Raw genomic sequence first — 19,310 nt, 5'->3', positions numbered from 1 at the left:
CTGTTTTGTCGTTGAAATTTTTGGGAATTATCTAAAGATAATACAGATAATATTCGCATTATCCCAAACAAATAGTTTGCATCGGTTTTATATACGTTTCGCTGCAAATAGAGGATTTTTAATTTAATTTATGCGATCGCATTCCTCAGCAATCGCGTTTTACTTCCTCAATAACAACATTAAAAGTAAACTGCATCCCCTTAGATAGAAGGTTAATGTTATCTGAGTTAGTTTTACGTCTCATTGGTCTTTTGCTTACCTTTCCGCAACTACTTATTATTACTTTAGACTTTCCCCTACGTTGCCTAACAAGAAAGCGATCGCCAAGCAAAGTTAGTATTGCTCCAAACACGGCTTTGAAAATTTTTACCCAAGCGTAATGAGTTAGGATCGACGGTAGCTGCCACTTGTTCTAAAACTATCTTGACTGCTGACTGTTTGATACTGATACATTTAAAGATGAGGCTATGCAACTTCGCTCAATTGAAACTACTCCCAGTCCTCACTGTATCAAGCTTAACCTAAGCGAGGTAATTAGCGCCAAAGCTCTAACCTTACAACAAGGAGTGACGAAGCCGGATGCCCCTGCTTTTGCCCAACAGATACTTGCCATTGAATCGGTACAATCGGTCTTTTTATTCCAGGACTTCATTACCCTTACGCGCCAAGGAAACGCAGATTGGCAGCCTATTTTAGCTAAAGCTGCGGATATTATTGGGGTAGCGAAGGATGCTAACAAAGCGTTACTCGCTCAAGTTTCTCCGTCTCAGATAACAGCAACAAGCGCTAATTCCACTACTGAGCAGCCTACACCCTCAAATTTTGGTCAAGTTGAAGTTTCTGTACAGGTGTTTCGGGCAATTGGGATTCAAGTTCGAGCGGTTTCTGCTGATGGTCAACAAGCACGAGTAGCGTTGCCTGACCGATTTAACCAAGCATTGCAAAGGACAATTGTTGCAACGGGAGCCAATTATGTAGCCGAGCGACGCTGGGAACCTTATCCGTCTCCGGCTGGTTCTGCTGATGACGTGGCAAGGATAGTTGCTGATGAAATTGCCGATTTAATTGATGACGATGAGTTGGCTCGAATCGAAGCCGCCGCTATCTCTAATCATGCTGAAACTAAACAATTCAGCCATACCGATTTGCAGCAATCTCTATTAGCGGAGCTACGTCACCCGAACTGGAAACATCGACTTAAAGCCCTTCAACAGATTGAAGTTAACTCTGAAACATTGGATCGGGTTTTAACTTTACTCAATGACGAACAAAGCACAATCCGACGTTGGGCGGCGGCTCTTTTGGGTGCTAGTGGGATGACGGCGGTAGTTGAACCCCTCTGTCAGATTGCCCTTGCCGATCCCTCCGCTATTGTACGTCGGACGGCGGGGGATGCCTTGAGCGATTTGGGAGATGTAGCGGCGATCGCCACAATGACTCAAGCATTAACAGATCCCTCAAAGCTAATGAGGTGGAGAGCCGCTCGATTTTTAAACGAATTGGGCGATCTAGGTGCGGTGGATGCTCTACACCAGGCTGTAAACAGCGAAACCGAATTTGATGTACGCATTGAGATGATGGCAGCGTTGGAACGGATTGAGGGCGGTGGCGATACGCAGCTACCAATGTGGCAGAGAATTACTCAAGGAATAGTAAACCAATAATTGCAACTCTAATTGCTGCATTACTTAATTTTCTCTAGAAGAATCAAGTAACGGTCGTGTCTTCATTATGACTACCCTCCTCTCAGAGTTTTCTGGGGTTAAGCATAAGTCTACAAACCTGATAGAAGTGTTCCCTGCAAAGAGCGGACGGGTATTTGCGCTGCTGCTGACGATCCTGCCGTCTCTGAGAGCTTTGTATAACTTCATTACAATTACCCATTTTTGTTAATAAATATTGCAGATACTTGATCCCATTGCTAGGGTGTGTCTACACAGTTTCTTCTGTTAGTGGTTGTATTTAGGAAATATCTCATCCATGCTCTACTTCAATCTAGTTTTTTCCCAGTCTGACACTGGTTAACAGCGCATTCAAGACCACAAGCAAGGAGGTTTTATTTATGGACATTCAAGGAAAGACAGCTTTAATTACTGGAGCTAGTCGTGGGATCGGACAAGCGATCGCCCTGGAACTAGCAAAAGCAGGAGTCAAACGCCTATTGTTACTAGCACGGGATGAAGCTAAGTTAGCTGAAGTGGCAGCTAAGGTGTCCGAACTTGGCGTAGAAGTTGTCATCCTAGCTTTGGATTTGACAAAGCCTGTAGAACTAAATACGGCACTGGCACAAGCATGGCGAGATTACGGAGCAATTCATTTACTTATTAATTGTGCTGGCGTTGCCCACCAAACGCCTTTCCTGCAATCTCAACTACCGCATATGCAGGAAGAAATTGCTGTTAATTTAGTTGGAATGTACACCATTACTCGGATAATTGCTCGGCGCATGGCAAGACAAGGGGAAGGAAACATCGTGAATGTTTCTAGTCTCATGGGCAAGATAGCCGCACCGACAATGGCTACTTATTCTGCTACCAAGTTTGCAATTTTAGGCTTTACGCAAGCCTTGCGTGGTGAACTAGCCGCACACAATATTCGAGTAACAGCTTTGTTACCATCTTTGACGGACACTGATATGGTGCGAGAATTAAAATTGTTCCGTTGGGTAGTGCCGATGACTTCTAAGCAAGTGGCAACTAGATTAATTGCCGGACTGCGTAAAGACGAACCAGAAATTTTGGTAGGATGGCAAAGTCATTTAGCTGTATGGTTCAATCGTATTGCTCCAATGTTGGTAGAGAAAATACTACTAATGGCTGCTCCGCTTTCTCAGGAAAGACAAAAGCGCTATCAAAGATTTAGATACGCTAGGAACGCTTCATAAGAAACCTTTGTCCCTTTTCTCTAGAGAAGGTCTAATTTAAAAACTGCTTCATAACCTTAGACCTTCCTATGTGCTACTAGCCAAAAAGCAGCATACTACCAAGGCAACACCTCTCCATTGCTGTGCCAAAAAGTCCCCGTATTCTCTAGCGTTAGCCCATCAATCCGAGCTAATAATCCCCGTACCGATACTTCTGGCGTGATACCAGAAGCACTAAAATTAGTCATTCGAGTTTGCACCAAACCTGGATGCAAAATAGCCACAGCAATACCTCGTGGTTTGAGGTCGTGGGACAACGATTTACCTGCCATTGATAGCGCCACTTTAGACATTCGATAGCCGTAAGAACCGCCAGAAGTATTATCGCCAATTGACCCCATGCGACTTGTCATCATTACCACCTTTGCACCTACCTTGAGACGCGGAAGTAATACCTGAGTTACCCGCAACGCGCCTAAAGCATTTACTTCAAACTGTTCTCGGATACTGTCAAAGTTTAGATGTTCCAGTGTTATGTTCTTGGCGATTGCAGCATTGTTAATTAGTACATCAATTTGGGTTTCTCCTAGCTTCTTGTGCAAGTTGGCGACAGAATCATCAGAAGTTATATCGATGTTTTCTTCTACTCGGATTCCTAGCGCCTTCAACTCCTTAGACGCTTCCCGACAAACTGCGATCGCACTATCCCCCCGCGCCTGAATTTGACGGCAATATTCATAGCCGATGCCACGATTTGCCCCTGTAACTAAATACGTTGTCATAGAATGCGCTACTGCCTGGTTAACTTTTTCCACCATAGCGCGATGCTAAATGCGGTTTGCTCAAAGGTGTTTGTATAGTTACCGATCGAGAACGTGAAAATTTACTGTATGGTTCGTTTGACAAAACTTCAACAAGTTTTTTTGACACTCCCCATAGCTTCAGTCAGGGGCTTGCGTCTCGCTTTTCGGTCAAGTAATAAGAAATTTTCCAAAGCTCCGTGCAGGGTATGTTTCTAGGCTTCTGATTGCTTTTCTAAACCTGATAATTGCTTAGAGCTTTTTCTCCTATCCGCTCGACGCGACTTTTCTGGCATTGTCGCCACTGTTACACCGAAAACGCGGTCAAACTCTGATTTGATGCTCTCATAGCACTCGCAGCTAACTTCTTCCAAACCAGGACGGTTGAGAATAGTCATGCGACCGCGACTATAGCTGATTAGTCCTGCCTTTTGCAGCATACCAGCAACTACCGTTACACTGGCGCGGCGCACGCCTAGCATATGGGAGAGAAACTCTTGGGTGATCGGAAAGTGGTCTGACTTGGCGCGATCGCCACACATTAGTAACCAACGACAACAGCGTTCTTCGATGGAGTGATGGCTGTTACAAGCAACGGTTTGGGAAATTTGACCAATCAGCGTATGGGTATAGCGTTGCAGTAAATTGTGCAGCGCACCGTCTAAAAGTGCTGCTTTAAAGTCAGAGGTCCGCATCCGCATAGCATCACCGGGAATTTGCACGATCGCCTTAATCGACGTTACATCAATTCCCAAGAATACAGAGATACCTGTTATGCCTTCATTGCCTACTATACCCACTTCAGTTTCCGTCCCGTCTGCCAAGATAGTGAGTAAGGAAACTACGCCACTCAAAGGAAAATAAACGTGCTGGATCAGTTCTCCAGGCTCGTAAATTACCTGCTTGAAAATCAAAGGAACATTATCGAGCTTAGGGAGAAGACGTGTATAAGATTCAGAAGAAAGTGCAGTCAAAATCTGGTTTTGAACCAAAATTGGCAGTGAGGTTGACAAGGACATCAGCAGATTCCTTTGCCACCTGCGTTTAAAAAAGCCAGCTAACAGCACGAAAAGAGGAGTTTGTTCCTACTTCTGATGTCAAAAGATGAATTCTCAAAAAACAAGCTTTTGGGCAATTTATTTACACGCCCATTGTAACAAACTTAATTTAATATCGTACCATAACGTACATAAGCGCTATATTGAAAAGTAGTAGTTTAAGTACGTTGGCGTACAGAAAAGGTTAAACCTTGTTATTGTACAAGGCAGTCTGCATTTAAGAGCTTGCGATCGCACTATAAATAAAGATTACTCTCGAAACCTCTACACAATGGCAGGGCAAGATAATACGTTATCAAGAGCTATTTAGTTTAGCCTGTTTCAATAGGTCTAAAAACTGGTGAAGCCCAGTCTTGCAGATTTTTTACAACTCTGAACAATATTACTTTTACACGCAACAGTCAACAAGCAATATTTATCAGTAATTCCTAAATAACTGATAACAAACCCCAAGTAGTATTTTGGTTTTTTACTTTGCTAGACGAGATTGAATTTCTTGCCACGATTCATATATTGAGGAAAGCGGAACTTCAATCAAGTTTCCTGTTCAAACTATTTCATTCTGATTGAAGCTTCTAAAGTAACTTGCGATCGCCGTCACAATAACAACCCTTAAAGGTGCAGAATGTCTTACGAATTAATCAACTTAACATTGCCCCTTGTAATTACAGAAATTGAAAATGTTTTAGAGGATTACCCTCAATCTCCTTATCAAATAGCTTTTTCTTTGCCGGAAATGCGGCAAAGGCTACTTGCCCATGTTCTAACTCACATTCCCAATCGCTATGTAGTTCAAGGTGAGCAGCTAACACTTAAAGAACCTAAATTTCTACATCCTTCTCCTGTACAGGAGCGGGTACAGATGGAGAATTTAATTCACGGAGGTATCCTGCATCTCCTGCGAGAAAATGCGGAATGGATTGGTAGTCGCCTTAATCAAATGGGGAATGTGAACTGTGCTACTCACAATCACTCTAGCTCATTGCATTTTTAAATTACCTTAATTGTTGCTTAGAGCCAACTTTGATTTGAATATTCACAAAAATCAGGTTAAAAAATGCAAAATTTGGTAAATAAGTCTTGTTCATGGCTGAATTATTATCCAAATAAGTAGTCACTGGGAAAATACAATTTCGTATAGTTGGCAACCTATGATGAGTGAAAATGCTTGTCCTTGTTGGTCTTACACTTTGCTGCGTCACATCAGCTTAACAAGAACTTCCTGGCGTTGTAGTCACTGTTACCAAAATATTCCAGTTTATTAACTTATTAGAGAAATTAGACTTCGCGTTTACAAACTAACTCAGAAAGTCTGTTGCCTGAAAGTTAATATCGACAGCCTCTTACTAAATTACTTCACAAAATAGTTTTGATAAATTGTTAGCTCAATACAATCTGTCAAATGTGCATCTCATAGACTACGTTCTTTTAAAAGGAATCTCCAAAATCACAGTGTTTTGATAGAACAAACTTGAAGAAAATAACAAAATGATTAGACTACTCGTCAACATTTTAGAAGCACTACTAAATACCTTTTATCGTACTCGCATATATCCACGATTTTATGTATTAGAAACAGTCGCTCGCGTCCCTTACTTCGCTTTCACCTCCGTTCTACATCTGTATGAAACAATGGGTTGGTGGCGCAAAGCAGACTGGATAAAAGTCCACTTTGCCGAATCTTGGAACGAATTACATCATCTACTTATTGCCGAGTCTCTTGGCGGCAATCAATACTGGATTGACCGCTTTGTTGCTCATACAGGAGCCTTTGTTTACTACTGGATTGTTGTTTTTGTATATGTCCTTTCCCCCCGCCATGCCTACAATTTTATGCAGCAGGTGGAAGAACACGCATACCATACCTATAATGCTTTCATAAAAGAGCATGGTGATGAACTTAAAACTTTGCCAGCACCGCAAATCGCCATTAATTACTATCAGGATGGCGACCTTTACTTATTTGATGAATTTCAAACTACACGAGTTCCTCAAGAACGTCGTCCCAAAATTGAAAATCTCTACGATGTATTTGTTGCTATTAGGGAAGATGAACTAGAACACGTCAAAACAATGATTGCTTGCCAACAACCTGATGCCCAACAAACCTTTCAAAGTCCCCATGCTGCTATCAGAATACCTCTAAGCGAATCAGTTAAAGCTGCAATTAACGAACATACGGCTGACATCATGCGAGAAGCAGTGGAGAAGCAACCAGTTGAAATTTTGTAACCTGAATTCAAACATGAATAAAGGTTTGAGACGCAAAGGCAACTGAATTTAAAAGAGGATAATTACTGTGTTAGATATTGATGAAATGAGTTCAAAAGAAATACAAGACCTCTTGCAAAAAGTAGGGTACGGTCATCTTGGCTACATACATGAAGGAAAACCCTATGTGATGCCAATGAATTATTATCTCAAAGAAAAGGACATCTACCTGTTTACAACCGAAGGCATGAAGACTCATGACATAGACGCGAATCCAGAAGTTTGCCTACAGGTTGAAGAAATCCACGAGTCCTCTCATTGGCGTAGCGTGATTGTTTCGGGTCAAGCCGAACGTCTCACGGAGCAGCAAGACATTGATCGCGCTATGCAATTGGTCAAAGAACGCAATCCAACGCTGTCACCTGCTATCAATCGAACCTGGGTTGATTCATGGGGACATTCCGAAGCGATCGCCATCTACCGCATCCACGAGAGTGAAAGGAGCGGACGCACAACTGATGGCGTAAGTAGTAAGTAAGAACCGAAGGAAAGTATTAAATCTGCAACCAAAAAACTCAATTTAAGACGAAATAATCTGAGGTGAAGCTGAATGTCGAGAAATAGAAAACCAGTCGCAAAGTTGAGAAACTTGAACACCAGGCAGATAAAGCTGAAGACTATGCCGCTTGATAAGACAGAATTAAACCAATTTTTTTGGAGAATTAGTTGACATGGTTAAGAAATCTAATGCCTATCTGTTGGGTGGTGGTATTGGCTCTTTAGCCGCCGCAGCTTTCATGATTCGTGACGGTGGACTCCCCGGTCAAAATATTTTTATCCTAGAAGCAAAGCCCATCTTGGGCGGGAGTCTGGATAGAGCCGGAAACCCTGTAGACGGTTATTCGTTGCGAGGGGGACGGATGTTGACGACCGACAATTACGAATGCACTTGGGATCTCTACAAGTCAATACCCTCGATGAGTTCGCCCGGTAAAACGGTATTTGACGAAACCATAGATTTCAATGAGCAGCACAAGTCAAATTCTATGGCGCGGCTCGTTGACCACCGCCGGGCGAAAGTTCCCGTGAGTTCGATGGGCTTTTCTATGCAAAATCGCAAGGAATTGTTGGAGCTTAGTCTCGCTGATGAAGACAAGTTAGGTGCAAGTTGTATAACCGATTGGCTTTCTCCAGACTTCTTTGAAACTGAATTCTGGTATATGTGGGTTACTACCTTCGCTTTCCAGCCCTGGCACAGTGCCATTGAATTCAAGCGTTATTTGCATCGCTTCATGCTTGAATTTACTCGGATTGAAACCCTTGGAGGTGTTAAGCGCACCATCTACAATCAGTACGATTCATTGGTTCGTCCATTGCAGAGTTGGCTCACCTCCCAAGGTGTCAATGTCATTTTAGATTCTAAAGTGACAGACCTAGAGCGCACCACTGAAGAAGGTAAGTTGGTAGTAACAGGTATTCACTATCAGCAGAAGGGTGAAAGTAAAGCGATCGCGGTTAAAGACGGCGACCTAGTTTTTCTGCAAAACGGATCGATGACTGATGCCTCCAGTTTGGGGTCAATGACAAGTGCGCCTAAGCAGCTAACAAAACCGGACTGTGATAGTTGGACTCTATGGGAAAAACTGGCGGCGGAAAACCGAGATTTTGGGAATCCTGCGGCTTTCAACAGTAGTATTGCTCAATCTCTCTGGGAGTCTTTCACCGTCACGCTAAAAAACCCCGCATTTTTTGATAAAATCGCCGAATTTAGCGGCAATCAAGCGGGGACTGGCGGACTCATCACGTTTAAAGACTCAAACTGGCTGATGTCGATTGTGCTTGCCTATCAACCCCATTTTATAAATCAGCCTGCTGATGTACAGGTCTTTTGGGGCTATGCCCTTTTCCCCGATCGCGTGGGGAATTTTGTTCCTAAACCGATGAGTGAGTGCAACGGTGCAGAAATTCTCAAAGAACTCTGCGGTCATCTGAGATTTGAGCTAGATATCATGGAATCAGCAAACTGCATTCCTTGCAGAATGCCCTACATCACAAGTATGTTTATGCCTCGTCTACGCACAGATCGACCGTTACCGATCCCGCATAGCTCAAAAAACCTCGCTTTCATTAGCCAGTTTGTCGAAATTCCTGATGATGTCGTTTTTACGGTTGAGTATTCAGTACGAGCGGCTCAAATGGCGGTTTACGAATTTTTAGGTATCGAGCGCCAGATTCCACCTATTTCATCTCATGACAAGTCACTACGAGTACAGTTTGAAGCTTTAATTAAGGCGTTTAAATGAGTGTTGCCCAGATAAATAATCAGGAGAAAATTATGACTAATATAATCAGCCGAGAGATTCAGTTAGTTTCCCGCCCTAACGGGATTCCAACCGCCGACAATTTTGCCTTGGTGCAGACTGAACTAGAGCCGCTTCAAGAGCAACAGGTACTTGTTCGCAATCTCTATATTTCAGTCGATCCATATATGCGCGGTCGTATGAACGACAGAAAATCCTATGTTCCACCATTTAAGTTAGGTAAACCGCTTGACGGTGGTGCAGTAGGTGAAGTTATCGAGTCGCACGCTAAAGAATTCAAGCCAGGCGATGTCGTTACTTCCAATTTTGGCTGGCGGGAATACTTTATTGCTTCACCGCAAGAGTTGCATCTGGTCAACCGTGAGGTTCAACCGCTTTCTGTTTACCTCGGTGTCCTCGGTATTACAGGTATGACCGCTTGGGTTGGGTTAAATTTGGTAGAAGTCAAAGCCGGGGATATAATTTTTATTTCAGGAGCCGCCGGAGCGGTGGGAAATGTGGCGGGACAACTGGCAAAATTGCGTGGGTGTCGTGTCATTGGTTCAGCCGGGTCACTGGAGAAAGTTAGAATGCTGCGGGAAGAATGCGGATTTGATGTTGCTTTCAATTACAAAACCGACCCTATTCTCGAACAACTGAACCTTGCAGCACCAGACGGGATTGATGTTTATTTTGATAATGTCGGTGGCGAAACCCTCGAAGCAGCGCTCTCGGCATTGCGCGTGCATGGTCGAATCGTTGCTTGTGGCAGCATTTCTGGTTACAACGATGAAAAACCGCAGCCTGGCCCTACCAATCTATTTAACATGATTGCTAAACGGTTGACGATGAAAGGGCTAATCGTTAGTGATTGGTTAGATCGTCAAAGTGAATTTGAGCAAGAAGTAGGCGGCTATTTCCAAGCTGGCAAATTGAAAAACCAGGAAACAGTAGTGACCGGAATCGATCGAGCGGTAGACGCATTCATCGGACTTTTTGACGGCAAAAATGTTGGCAAGATGGTGGTGAAGTTGAATTGACAAATCAGCCAAACCGAAGCCGGAACATAGATCGAATCTTCTCTGGTATAGCAAGCGATCGCAACTGATATTGCCGGAAACATGGATCAACATTGCCTTGGGGATTTTGAACAACTAAACAGCGAAAGAAACTTATTTATAACTGAACAACCCACCGCCGGAGAACCGAGAGGTTAGTAATGGCAACTGCAACAGATTTTAAGGACTACTACGCCACCCTGGGAGTAAACAAAACTGCAACTTTTGAAGAAATCAAACAAGCTTATCGAAAGCTTGCCCGTAAGTGCCATCCTGACCTCAATCCTGGGGACAAAGATGCAGAGGCAAAGTTTAAAGACCTTAATGAAGTAAATCAGGTACTTTCCGATCCAGAGAAACGGCAAAAGTACGATCGCTTTGGTCAGCACTGGAACCAGCCAGGTTATGGTGAAGCACCGCCACCCAGTGCAAATAATAATGCGGCGACGGGCGACTTTAATCAGTACGACAACTTTGATTCCTTTATCAACGATTTGCTAGGTCGATCGGGACGTAGAACCCAGTCCAGTCGTAGTCCTACTGATGATTTTAGTAACGGTTTTCGTTCCCAAGCTCCCGCACCAGATACCGAAGCTGCGATCGCTCTCACATTTTCTGAAGCGTTTCATGGTGTCCAGAAACGTTTGCTGCTTGATGACGAAACAATCAACGTCCGCATTCCCGCAGGCGCAAAACCAGGCAGTCGAATTCGGATCAAAGGTAAAGGTCGTCCGAGTCCTTTCTCTCCACAGCGCGGCGATTTATATCTCACGATTGAAGTATTGCCTCATCCATTCTTTCGATTTGAGGGCGACAACCTTGTTTGTGACGTGCCAATTCGCCCCGATGAAGCGGTTTTAGGGGCTGAAATTAAAGTGCCGACCCCTGATGGCAGTGTGACGATGAAAGTTCCTAAAGGCTTACGGTCAGGGCGATCGCTTAGATTGCGCGGCAAAGGCTGGACATTGCAAAAAGGGGGACGAGGAGACTTGTTCGCCAAGCTTCAGATTGTTACGCCGCAAGACCTAAGCCCAATCGAGCAAGAATGTTACGAAAAAATTAAGGCAAATACTAACTTTAACCCACGCGCCCAGTTGGAGGAGATCAAATTATGAGCTTCAGCCTGTCAAAAATTGTGGTTTCACCGGAAGGCGAGCAACTGTATACCTTTGAATATGCCGCATCTATTGCTGAAACTTCAACTACGGTTGTGGAAATTTATGTTGAATTAGGCGTAATTGAAGCTTTCGGCTCTATGCTCCGTTCCCGCGAGATTGCGCGAATTGCTCAGATTGGGAGGTTGCGTCAAGACTTGGGGTTGAACTTAGTCGGAGCCGCAATGGTGCTAGATATGGCTCAGGAAATTGCTCAATTACGCGCACAGCTTAAAGTTTATCAATCTCATCCATCTTAATGTCGCTCCTGGAATAGACCAATTATTTTCCAAAAAGTCAGAATTAATGCCGCTAATTTTGGCATTTGTATCTAGTCAGATTGACCTGCTTTTGATGTTTCATAGGAAAAAGCGAGATTATGGTTTCTCTAGTCGATCTCAATACCGTGACTGGCTTATCTGAGCAAGACGCGGCTTCTCAACTCAAACAAGAAGGCTACAACGAGCTTCCCTCAACTCAATCTCAGAGTCTCTGGTCGATCGCTTGGGATATGGTTCAAGATCCGATCTTTCTCTTGCTGGTCGGGGGTGGCATCATCTATTGGATTTTAGGCGACTTGCAGGAAGCTTTGATTTTGCTAGGTTTTGTCTTTTTTCTGATGGGGATTAGCCTTTACCAAGAAGGCAAAACCGAACACGCCCTAGAAGCCTTGCGCGATCTTTCGAGTCCCCGTGCTTTGGTGGTTCGGGGGGGAGAGCGAAAACGAATTGCTGGGCGAGAAGTTGTTAGAGAAGATATTTTAGTGCTGGCAGAAGGCGATCGCATACCCGCAGATGCGATCGTGTTGTCTTGTACCAATCTTTCCACCGATGAATCATTATTGACGGGGGAATCTCTGCCCGTTCGTAAAGTTGCCGCCAAAGGCAAGGTGGAGATGGCGCACCCAGGGGGTGACGAGTTGCCGTTTGTCTATTCTGGGACATTGGTAATTCAGGGACAAGGAATTGCTCAAGTTCAATCAGTCGGCGCTCAGACGGAGATGGGAAAGATTGGCAAGGCTTTACAAAAAGTGTTGCCCGAATCAACTCCCTTACAGCAAGAAATGACTCGGTTGGTGAGCCGTTTATTTGGCATCGCTTTATTGTTATGTGTGGCGATTGTGGTGATTTATGGATTCACTACAGGCGATTGGCTCAAAGGAGTCCTCGCAGGCATTACCTTAGCAATGGCAATTTTACCGAATGAGTTTCCGGTCGTTGTGACGCTTTTCTTAGCGTTGGGAGCTTGGCGCATTTCTCGAAACCATGTCTTGGCTCGTCGTGCGATCGCTGTGGAAACTTTGGGTTCTGCAACGGTTCTCTGTGTCGATAAAACCGGAACTCTGACCCTCAATCAGATGGCTGTGCAGCAACTATTGCCTCATAAACCAGAAAAAACTCAGCCTTATAATTTGGGGCTGCATCCACAAAAGCCACTACCCGAAGCCGTTCATCAATTAATCGAATTCTGCATTCTGGCAAGCCAAAGAGATCCCTTCGATCCAATGGAGAAGGCTTTTAAGCAATTAGGAAGTCGCTATCTAGCAGATACCGAACATCTGCACAACGATTGGAAACTGTTGCGAGAGTATCCGCTCTCACCAAATCTATTGGCAATGTCTCACGTTTGGGAATCAAGCGATCGCCAGCAGTATGAAATTGCTGCCAAAGGCGCACCAGAAGCGATCGCGGATCTGTGTCATTTCACCCCCCAACAGCAGCAAATTCTCACAGCACAAGTTAGTGAAATGGCAAGTCAAGGATTGCGGGTATTAGGCGTTGCCAAAGCGTCTCTTATTGATGCGCCACCGCCATTTTTACCGCCCCATCCGTCGCTTAATCCTGAGCATTTACCCGATAAACAACATGACTTTCCTTTTGAATTTATCGGATTAGTGGGGCTGTCCGATCCAGTGCGTCCAACGGTAGCGGCGGCGATTCAAGAATGTTATACAGCAGGCATTCGAGTTGTGATGATTACGGGTGATTATCCAGAAACTGCTCAAAGTATTGCCCGTCAGGTGGGATTGTTGCAAATGGGAGCCATTCTAACCGGGGCGGAATTGGATCAAATGGGTGATACTGAACTCCAACAGCGCATTCAAAGTACAAATATCTTTGCAAGAGCAGTTCCCGAACAAAAGTTGCGGATAGTCAACGCCTTGAAAGCCAAGGGCGAAGTCGTCGCCATGACGGGAGATGGCGTAAATGATGCCCCTGCCCTCAAAGCCGCCCAAATTGGGATTGCGATGGGGCAACGAGGAACAGATGTTGCCCGTGAATCTGCGGCGTTGGTGTTATTAGATGATGATTTTTCATCAATCGTCCAAGCAGTGAAATTAGGGCGGCGAATTTTTGATAATCTCCGCAAGGCAATGTCCTATCTAATTGCTATTCATATTCCGATCGCGGGGATGTCTTTGATTTCAGTGTTATTTAAGTTGCCGTTAGTATTGCTTCCCATTCACGTTGCCTTTCTACATTTGATTATCGATCCAGCTTGCTCAATTGTTTTAGAAGCTGAACCTGCTGAAGCAAACGTAATGAAGCGCCCTCCCCGAAATTCCCAAGAACCTTTATTTGGTAAGAAGACTTTGGGCTTGGCGATACTGCAAGGAGGCGGAATTTTAGTAATTATCCTAACAATCTTTGCGATCGCCATCTATCGCCAGCAAAGCGAATTCGATGCTCGTGCTTTAACGTTTACGACGTTGATTTTGGCTAATTTAGGACTGATTTTGAGTGAAGGTTCGACCTCACGCCTGAGTCTGAAAATACTGAAATCTCCAAATCCTGCCCTTTGGTGGGTGCTTGGGGGAGGACTGTTTTTTCTCATCCTTGTACTTTATATTCCGTTCTTGCGCCAGTTGTTTAGTTTCTCTTTTCTACATTCAATCGACCTTGTTATTTGTTTGGTAGGGGCGGCGATTAGCTTAATTTGGTTTGAACTATTAAAGTTACGCCATCAACCCCAAAGAGTTATTAAATAGTCAGTCACATAAAATGATTTTCCTTCCTTTGATTTCGATACTATTGCTTGTGGGTCCAGCGATCGCTTCCATTGCCATAATGCGATCGCTTTCAATCCGTTGGCACTTATTTCTATTTGTCCTTTGTATTTTCTATGCAATTTTACCGCTTCTAGTAGCTTGGAGCGGCATAGGTTTAGCAAAGCGCCTTGGTTGTCAAGCAGAAGCTATTGTTTTTCGTTGTCCCGACCCTTCCTGGCATGGAGACTTAGTTACAAGAATGGCTTTTATGCACTGGTTAGCAATTATTAGCATCCCATCGGCGGTATTGGGAGCGATCGGACTTGTTATATCTTTGATTCTCACCGTCAAGAAGTCGCAAACAACAGTAGATATTGCTGGGAAACAAACTGCCGTTTTTTACCGTAGTCGCCGCCATAAAGTCATTGCCGGAATATGTGCCGCGATCGCCCAGCAATGGAACTTACCCCTTCAAGGAGTACGGATTGTCACTGTTATTGTAGCGATCGTCTTTTCTCCATCTGTTTTACTCTACGTTTGGTCGTGGTTAGCATTCCCGCTAGAACTACCAATTGAATCCCATTAAATAGGTTATTGAAATGAACAGAGAAAAATTTATCAGCCTTGCGATCGGGACGACAATTACCGTCGGGACAACATCTTATTTATTCAGCGATAAAAGTAATCTTTTAAGGGCAGATATGAAAACTACAGAAGATAAAAATAAAAATCTCAAGTCAGACGAAAAAGAGATTTTGTTTCTTGCCTCCCTCGCACCGAGCGGTCACAATACACAGCCTTGGTTTGTCCAATATCTCGAACCATTACATTGGATTATCGGTAACGACAAAAATAAATGGCTACCTGCGGTTGATCCGACTCAGAGAGAAACCATTTTATCAATCGGCACTTTCATGCAAAATCTTGAATATGCTGCTGGTGCTTTTGGTTACTCCTGCGATTGGAATTTACTAGCTAAAACTAACCAAGACGAACAGGTGATGGAAGTAAACCTGATTAAAAAAGAGTCAAAAAATGCTTTTGACATCACTAAAATCAAAAACCGCCGTACTGTTCGCTCCAATTTTTTAAGTGATGTACTGAAAAAAGAAGATATTGAGTATCTTGTCAATTCAGAACCGGAATTTATTCATTATCTGCCTGTCACTAGCAAAGAAAGTCAATATATAGACGAACAAACAATTATTGCCAACCGCATTCAAAGCGATCGCAATCCAGCGCAGCAAGAGTTAGCCGAATGGATCAGATTCTCTAGCAAGGATGCTAAGAAATATAGCGATGGGCTAACAACGGCAACTATGGAAATAGAAGGATTCTCTGGCTGGGTGGTGCGGAATTTCTACAGCAAAAACAATGTAATGAAACAAGATTTCCGAGAGCGAGGCATTGATAATGTTAAAAAACAGGTGTCAGAATCGGCAGGTTGGATTCTCATTACCAGCAAGGATGATTCGGTAGCGACACTGCTAGAAACTGGTCGCAAAATGCAAAGACTTTTTTTAAAAGTGCGAGAAAGGAATATTGCGATTCACCCCATGACTCAAATATTGGAAGAATCTTCAACAAAGCAACAGCTAAATCCAGCGATGGGAATCAGCGAGAATATTCAATTTATTTTGCGAGTGGGTTATTTAAAGAATTATCCTCAGCCAGTTTCACTACGCCGCCCCGTTGATTGGTTTATTCGTTCATAAATACCGCCTACAAATAAATTTACTCTTACTGTATGGCGCTCAATAAAAATATGAACCAAAAGAAGCGATCGCTTAAGCAAGTTGGATTTTTTCTACTTTACACTTTTTCAATAACATGGTTGTCCTGGTTAATTATTATTATCGCCAACAGATATTTTAATACTCTTTGGTATGGTAAGCCTTTATCTTTTGTTCCCTACACAGTTGGCGGTTTAGGCCCAGCCATTAGTTCTTATATTATTTATCGACAGTTCAAAGAAGATTTTGGTAAACAATCTTTTATTAAGTTTGTCTTTGGTAAAAAGACAGATAAAAAAGTGTGGCTGATATTTGGATTATTTTTAATTTGGCGTTTATTTATGGTTTGGGTTGCTTTTGGAGTCAAGAATCCTATATCTATTCTCTATATCTTAATTAGCTTACCACTTCTTATAATTGGAGGTGGATTAGAGGAACTAGGATGGCGTGGAATTTTACAACCGCCTTTAAATCTGTAGGCAAACTTAAGATTCAGCAGACTGGCAAAGAATCTCTCACGATTAGCGCCGAGGACAACATCCTAGCCCAAAATCAATTGAAGTTGAAGATAGGGAAGAAAGCATAGCAATTTATGCACCTTTAAATGTGACTTGCCAAGAACTTCCTTTTGCTATAACTGGTAATAATAGATTTGGTTCAGGTGTAAAAGCTGTATTGAACATTGCTTTTATGACTTTTTTGTTGGTACTAATTTCTAGTTTTTTGCTAGTACCACTATTAAAAATATTAGAAATTCCTTCGTTCATTGTCGGCAATAATTATTTTTTGATTATACGTTGGGAAAATACTACAAAAGGATTTGGTTTTGAGTTTACCATACTGTCTTTTGTAATAGTTATTTTTATATTATTGTTACTAACTTTCCTAACTAATATGCTTAGACGACGACACCTCTAATATTACTTTTTTAAACATAGCGTTTTCTAAATCAATTGCGATCCTACGGTTAATATTTGTGAATTAAAGTGCGACCGCAATATACCTAGTTTTGCCTCTGCAAGTGCCGAAGATTCTGCTGAAGGAAGACAACAACTAAAAATATTGAAGGTACAGTTCAAGTATGAAGAATTTAAAAAAACCTTTTTCATTAAAAATTTATTTTTTGGTCGTTATTGCGTTATCTTGGCCATTTCAAATCGCCTATGTGCTGTGGGCAGAAACACCATTTATGCGCTATGCCTTAAGCTCATTACCAATGATTATGGTGACAGTTGGCACTTATATCGCTGGGCGCTATATATTCCGTGATGGTTTCTCTACTGCTGGCTGGAATTGGGGCAAATCAAAACACTATTTAGCAGTATTTTCATTAGCAATCTTTGTCTGGGTTGTTCCCACAATCCTCGAATTAGTCTTAGGAATGCGAAGTATTCCTAGAGGATTCATGCTTTCAGATATTCTCGCCAATTTTCTACTTCGTTTTGTGGCAACGTTGATTCCAGCCTTTGGTGAAGAGTTTGGTTGGCGAGGCTATATGCTGCCGCACCTAGTCAAACAATACAGCCTAAAAACAGCACTGCTACTTCATGGGTTGATTTGGTGGGCGTGGCATTTGCCTGTAATTATTGGCATGGGTATCACTGAAAAACTTACCGATAATGTGGGAAATTCAATCGTCATTGTGCTTGCAGTAAGTCTAATTCCTACAATGATGCACGCGATCGCTTATGCCTATATTTGGACAGTTACTCAAAGCCTTGCAGTTGTAACAGTTTATCACGCTGCCTTTGATGAAATTCGAGATGCGATCGCATCTTCAATCGGGTTTGGTTCTCTAGTTGATATCTGGCAGATGCTAACGTTTACAATATTAGGCGGATTACTGCTGTGGAAGGGTAATTGGAAACAGTTAACTCTAAGAAAAATATAGAGTAAAGCCTATGGAAAGTAAAACTAAATTGACTCTAATTAAAGTCATCCATACCTTGATATGGATATTCTTTAATTTTGTAATTTTTTATATGCTTTATGCTGCGATCGCCAACAAACTCGATCTCTGGCTCTGGATGGGTTATGGATTTGTATTTTTAGAAGGGCTAATTTTACTAGCTTTTAAAAACCACTGCCCATTAAATCTGATGGCACGAAACTATACAAATTCTCCAAAAGACAATTTTGATATTTATCTTCCCAGTTGGCTTGCCAAGTATACGAAGTTAATTTATACAACACTTTTTGCGATCGCTTTCATCATCACAATCTATCAAATTCTCAATTAACAAACAGAGGTAAGTATCATGTGGATTCAATGGATGGCAATTATTAGTGTCTTAATCATAGTCAGCTTAGGAATTGCCGCCATTTATGGTAGCTATCGCTGGCAGATAGGTACTGATAACTTACGCGCCCAATTAACAAATGGACGGCGGGAAATTCAGCCCAAAATCTACGAGCAAAAAGAAATTTCAGGCGAACCCGCCCCTGTACAGCGATTTTTTCAAACGGTGCTTAAAGATAAACAATCGATCGTGTCTGCGGTCAAACTCTTTCAGCAGGGAGAGTTCAATCTGAATGAAATGAAAGATAAGTGGAATCCGTTTACTGCTACTCAACTTTTTGTGGCTCAACGTCTGGGTTTTGATTGGGATGCGCGTATCCAGATCGCTCCATTGCTAAATGCTTTTGTCCATGATACCTATTTGTTAGGGGAAGGCAACTTGCACGCATCATTACTCGGTCTTTTCACCCTTGCAAAAATGCACGATACGCCTGAATTGAACCAAGGTGAATTATTGCGATTCTTGGCAGAAGCGGTCTGGTATCCTACGGCTTTGTTGCCCAGTCAGGGTGTGGTTTGGGAAGCAATTAATGACACTTCTGCTCGTGGTACTTTGACCGATGGCGCTACAACTGTTTCCCTAGTATTTCAGTTTAATGCTGAAGGAGTAATTTCTACGATTAGGGCTGAGGCTCGTTATCGTGACAAGCTGACTGCAATGCCTTGGGTCGGTCGATTTGGGGAATATTCAATTCAAAATGGGATGCTCATTCCTTTATATGGCGAAGTGGGATGGGAGCATCCAGAAGGGCTTCGGCTTTATTTCAAAGGAAAGATTACAGAGATTAACTATGAGTTTGCACTGTAGCAAAATCTATTGCTCTTACTCAAATTGAAAGCAAGTT

General features: G+C 42.8%; 19 protein-coding genes. 16 read left to right on the top strand and 3 right to left on the bottom strand.

Annotated elements, in window-relative coordinates:
* Positions 1-467: 467 nt before the first annotated feature.
* Entirely contained in the window at positions 468-1,664 is a 1,197-nt protein-coding gene (locus tag SYN7509_RS0204060) for a virulence factor (protein WP_009632087.1), read from the top strand.
* A 398-nt stretch (positions 1,665-2,062) separates the two neighbouring features.
* Positions 2,063-2,884 carry an SDR family NAD(P)-dependent oxidoreductase gene (locus SYN7509_RS0204055; RefSeq protein ID WP_009632086.1) on the top strand — a complete coding sequence of 274 codons (822 nt, stop codon included), beginning with the start codon at positions 2,063-2,065 and terminating at the stop codon, positions 2,882-2,884.
* A gap of 95 nt (positions 2,885-2,979) precedes the next feature.
* Here the strand turns inward: SYN7509_RS0204055 and SYN7509_RS0204050 are convergent, their stop codons facing one another.
* Together SYN7509_RS0204050 and SYN7509_RS25075 are read right to left on the bottom strand one after the other, a co-directional pair.
* Complete coding sequence (locus SYN7509_RS0204050; RefSeq protein ID WP_028954086.1) at positions 2,980-3,645, bottom strand: SDR family oxidoreductase; 666 nt, start codon at positions 3,643-3,645, stop codon at positions 2,980-2,982.
* Positions 3,646-3,878: 233 nt separating this feature from the next.
* On the bottom strand, positions 3,879-4,682 hold the full coding sequence (locus tag SYN7509_RS25075) for a Crp/Fnr family transcriptional regulator (protein WP_009632084.1): 804 nt from the start codon (positions 4,680-4,682) through the stop codon (positions 3,879-3,881).
* Positions 4,683-5,346: 664 nt separating this feature from the next.
* Here SYN7509_RS25075 and SYN7509_RS25070 point away from each other — a divergent pair.
* The 11 genes from SYN7509_RS25070 to SYN7509_RS25065 all read left to right on the top strand — a co-directional run bounded on the left by SYN7509_RS25070 (position 5,347) and on the right by SYN7509_RS25065 (position 16,645).
* Positions 5,347-5,715 (top strand): hypothetical protein, encoded by a 369-nt coding sequence (locus tag SYN7509_RS25070; RefSeq protein WP_009632083.1) that lies wholly within the window; start codon positions 5,347-5,349, stop codon positions 5,713-5,715.
* A 494-nt stretch (positions 5,716-6,209) separates the two neighbouring features.
* The gene (locus SYN7509_RS0204035; RefSeq protein WP_009632082.1) at positions 6,210-6,953 is read left to right on the top strand and encodes an alternative oxidase; all 744 of its coding nucleotides are present in this window, start codon (positions 6,210-6,212) and stop codon (positions 6,951-6,953) included.
* A gap of 85 nt (positions 6,954-7,038) precedes the next feature.
* Entirely contained in the window at positions 7,039-7,470 is a 432-nt protein-coding gene (locus SYN7509_RS0204030) for a pyridoxamine 5'-phosphate oxidase family protein (RefSeq protein ID WP_227501530.1), read from the top strand.
* Positions 7,471-7,663: 193 nt separating this feature from the next.
* On the top strand, positions 7,664-9,235 hold the full coding sequence (locus tag SYN7509_RS0204025) for an oleate hydratase (protein ID WP_009632080.1): 1,572 nt from the start codon (positions 7,664-7,666) through the stop codon (positions 9,233-9,235).
* Positions 9,236-9,267: 32 nt separating this feature from the next.
* Entirely contained in the window at positions 9,268-10,272 is a 1,005-nt protein-coding gene (locus tag SYN7509_RS0204020; protein ID WP_009632079.1) for an NADP-dependent oxidoreductase, read from the top strand.
* Positions 10,273-10,451: 179 nt separating this feature from the next.
* A complete protein-coding gene (locus tag SYN7509_RS0204015; protein WP_009632078.1) occupies positions 10,452-11,405 on the top strand; it encodes a DnaJ C-terminal domain-containing protein in 954 nt (317 codons plus the stop codon).
* On the top strand, positions 11,402-11,704 hold the full coding sequence (locus SYN7509_RS0204010) for a chaperone modulator CbpM (RefSeq protein ID WP_009632077.1): 303 nt from the start codon (positions 11,402-11,404) through the stop codon (positions 11,702-11,704). Before SYN7509_RS0204015 ends, SYN7509_RS0204010 begins: the two co-directional genes overlap by 4 nt.
* Before the next feature lie 119 nt (positions 11,705-11,823).
* The gene (locus SYN7509_RS0204005) at positions 11,824-14,433 is read left to right on the top strand and encodes a cation-translocating P-type ATPase (protein ID WP_009632076.1); all 2,610 of its coding nucleotides are present in this window, start codon (positions 11,824-11,826) and stop codon (positions 14,431-14,433) included.
* 13 nt (positions 14,434-14,446) lie between these two features.
* Positions 14,447-15,019 (top strand): PspC domain-containing protein, encoded by a 573-nt coding sequence (locus SYN7509_RS0204000; protein WP_009632075.1) that lies wholly within the window; start codon positions 14,447-14,449, stop codon positions 15,017-15,019.
* A gap of 13 nt (positions 15,020-15,032) precedes the next feature.
* Entirely contained in the window at positions 15,033-16,148 is a 1,116-nt protein-coding gene (locus tag SYN7509_RS0203995) for an Acg family FMN-binding oxidoreductase (protein ID WP_009632074.1), read from the top strand.
* 32 nt (positions 16,149-16,180) lie between these two features.
* Positions 16,181-16,645, top strand: coding sequence for a hypothetical protein (locus tag SYN7509_RS25065; protein WP_009632073.1), 465 nt, complete (start codon positions 16,181-16,183; stop codon positions 16,643-16,645).
* A gap of 111 nt (positions 16,646-16,756) precedes the next feature.
* Here SYN7509_RS25065 and SYN7509_RS30055 read toward each other — a convergent pair whose 3' ends face one another.
* Complete coding sequence (locus tag SYN7509_RS30055) at positions 16,757-16,933, bottom strand: hypothetical protein (protein WP_009632071.1); 177 nt, start codon at positions 16,931-16,933, stop codon at positions 16,757-16,759.
* Between the two features lie 356 nt (positions 16,934-17,289).
* Here SYN7509_RS30055 and SYN7509_RS0203980 point away from each other — a divergent pair, with 356 nt between their 5' ends.
* Genes SYN7509_RS0203980 through SYN7509_RS0203970 form a run of 3 tightly spaced genes read left to right on the top strand, consistent with a single transcriptional unit; the run spans position 17,290 to position 19,273 of the window.
* The gene (locus SYN7509_RS0203980; protein WP_227501468.1) at positions 17,290-18,057 is read left to right on the top strand and encodes a CPBP family intramembrane glutamic endopeptidase; all 768 of its coding nucleotides are present in this window, start codon (positions 17,290-17,292) and stop codon (positions 18,055-18,057) included.
* Between the two features lie 10 nt (positions 18,058-18,067).
* Positions 18,068-18,406 (top strand): hypothetical protein, encoded by a 339-nt coding sequence (locus SYN7509_RS0203975; RefSeq protein ID WP_009632069.1) that lies wholly within the window; start codon positions 18,068-18,070, stop codon positions 18,404-18,406.
* Between the two features lie 18 nt (positions 18,407-18,424).
* On the top strand, positions 18,425-19,273 hold the full coding sequence (locus SYN7509_RS0203970) for a DUF6920 family protein (protein ID WP_009632068.1): 849 nt from the start codon (positions 18,425-18,427) through the stop codon (positions 19,271-19,273).
* Positions 19,274-19,310 lie beyond the last annotated feature (37 nt).

It is taken from the genome of Synechocystis sp. PCC 7509 (assembly GCF_000332075.2).
GTDB lineage: Bacteria > Cyanobacteriota > Cyanobacteriia > Cyanobacteriales > Chroococcidiopsidaceae > Aliterella.
This window is presented reverse-complemented; position numbering and strand designations above follow the sequence as displayed.

What these genes read in the sequence shown, in the direction of transcription:
- SYN7509_RS0203975 (WP_009632069.1), top strand. Translation starts at nt 18,068, where the DNA reads ATGGAAAGTAAAACTAAATTGACTCTAATTAAAGTCATCCATACCTTG.
- SYN7509_RS0204010 (WP_009632077.1), top strand. Translation starts at nt 11,402, where the DNA reads ATGAGCTTCAGCCTGTCAAAAATTGTGGTTTCACCGGAAGGCGAGCAA.
- SYN7509_RS0204035 (WP_009632082.1), top strand. Translation starts at nt 6,210, where the DNA reads ATGATTAGACTACTCGTCAACATTTTAGAAGCACTACTAAATACCTTT.
- SYN7509_RS0204030 (WP_227501530.1), top strand. Translation starts at nt 7,039, where the DNA reads ATGAGTTCAAAAGAAATACAAGACCTCTTGCAAAAAGTAGGGTACGGT.
- SYN7509_RS0204060 (WP_009632087.1), top strand. Translation starts at nt 468, where the DNA reads ATGCAACTTCGCTCAATTGAAACTACTCCCAGTCCTCACTGTATCAAG.
- SYN7509_RS0204005 (WP_009632076.1), top strand. Translation starts at nt 11,824, where the DNA reads ATGGTTTCTCTAGTCGATCTCAATACCGTGACTGGCTTATCTGAGCAA.
- SYN7509_RS30055 (WP_009632071.1), bottom strand. Translation starts at nt 16,933, where the DNA reads ATGAACGAAGGAATTTCTAATATTTTTAATAGTGGTACTAGCAAAAAA.
- SYN7509_RS0204000 (WP_009632075.1), top strand. Translation starts at nt 14,447, where the DNA reads ATGATTTTCCTTCCTTTGATTTCGATACTATTGCTTGTGGGTCCAGCG.
- SYN7509_RS0204015 (WP_009632078.1), top strand. Translation starts at nt 10,452, where the DNA reads ATGGCAACTGCAACAGATTTTAAGGACTACTACGCCACCCTGGGAGTA.
- SYN7509_RS25075 (WP_009632084.1), bottom strand. Translation starts at nt 4,682, where the DNA reads ATGTCCTTGTCAACCTCACTGCCAATTTTGGTTCAAAACCAGATTTTG.
- SYN7509_RS0204025 (WP_009632080.1), top strand. Translation starts at nt 7,664, where the DNA reads ATGGTTAAGAAATCTAATGCCTATCTGTTGGGTGGTGGTATTGGCTCT.
- SYN7509_RS25070 (WP_009632083.1), top strand. Translation starts at nt 5,347, where the DNA reads ATGTCTTACGAATTAATCAACTTAACATTGCCCCTTGTAATTACAGAA.
- SYN7509_RS25065 (WP_009632073.1), top strand. Translation starts at nt 16,181, where the DNA reads ATGGCGCTCAATAAAAATATGAACCAAAAGAAGCGATCGCTTAAGCAA.
- SYN7509_RS0204020 (WP_009632079.1), top strand. Translation starts at nt 9,268, where the DNA reads ATGACTAATATAATCAGCCGAGAGATTCAGTTAGTTTCCCGCCCTAAC.
- SYN7509_RS0203995 (WP_009632074.1), top strand. Translation starts at nt 15,033, where the DNA reads ATGAACAGAGAAAAATTTATCAGCCTTGCGATCGGGACGACAATTACC.
- SYN7509_RS0204055 (WP_009632086.1), top strand. Translation starts at nt 2,063, where the DNA reads ATGGACATTCAAGGAAAGACAGCTTTAATTACTGGAGCTAGTCGTGGG.
- SYN7509_RS0204050 (WP_028954086.1), bottom strand. Translation starts at nt 3,645, where the DNA reads ATGACAACGTATTTAGTTACAGGGGCAAATCGTGGCATCGGCTATGAA.
- SYN7509_RS0203970 (WP_009632068.1), top strand. Translation starts at nt 18,425, where the DNA reads ATGTGGATTCAATGGATGGCAATTATTAGTGTCTTAATCATAGTCAGC.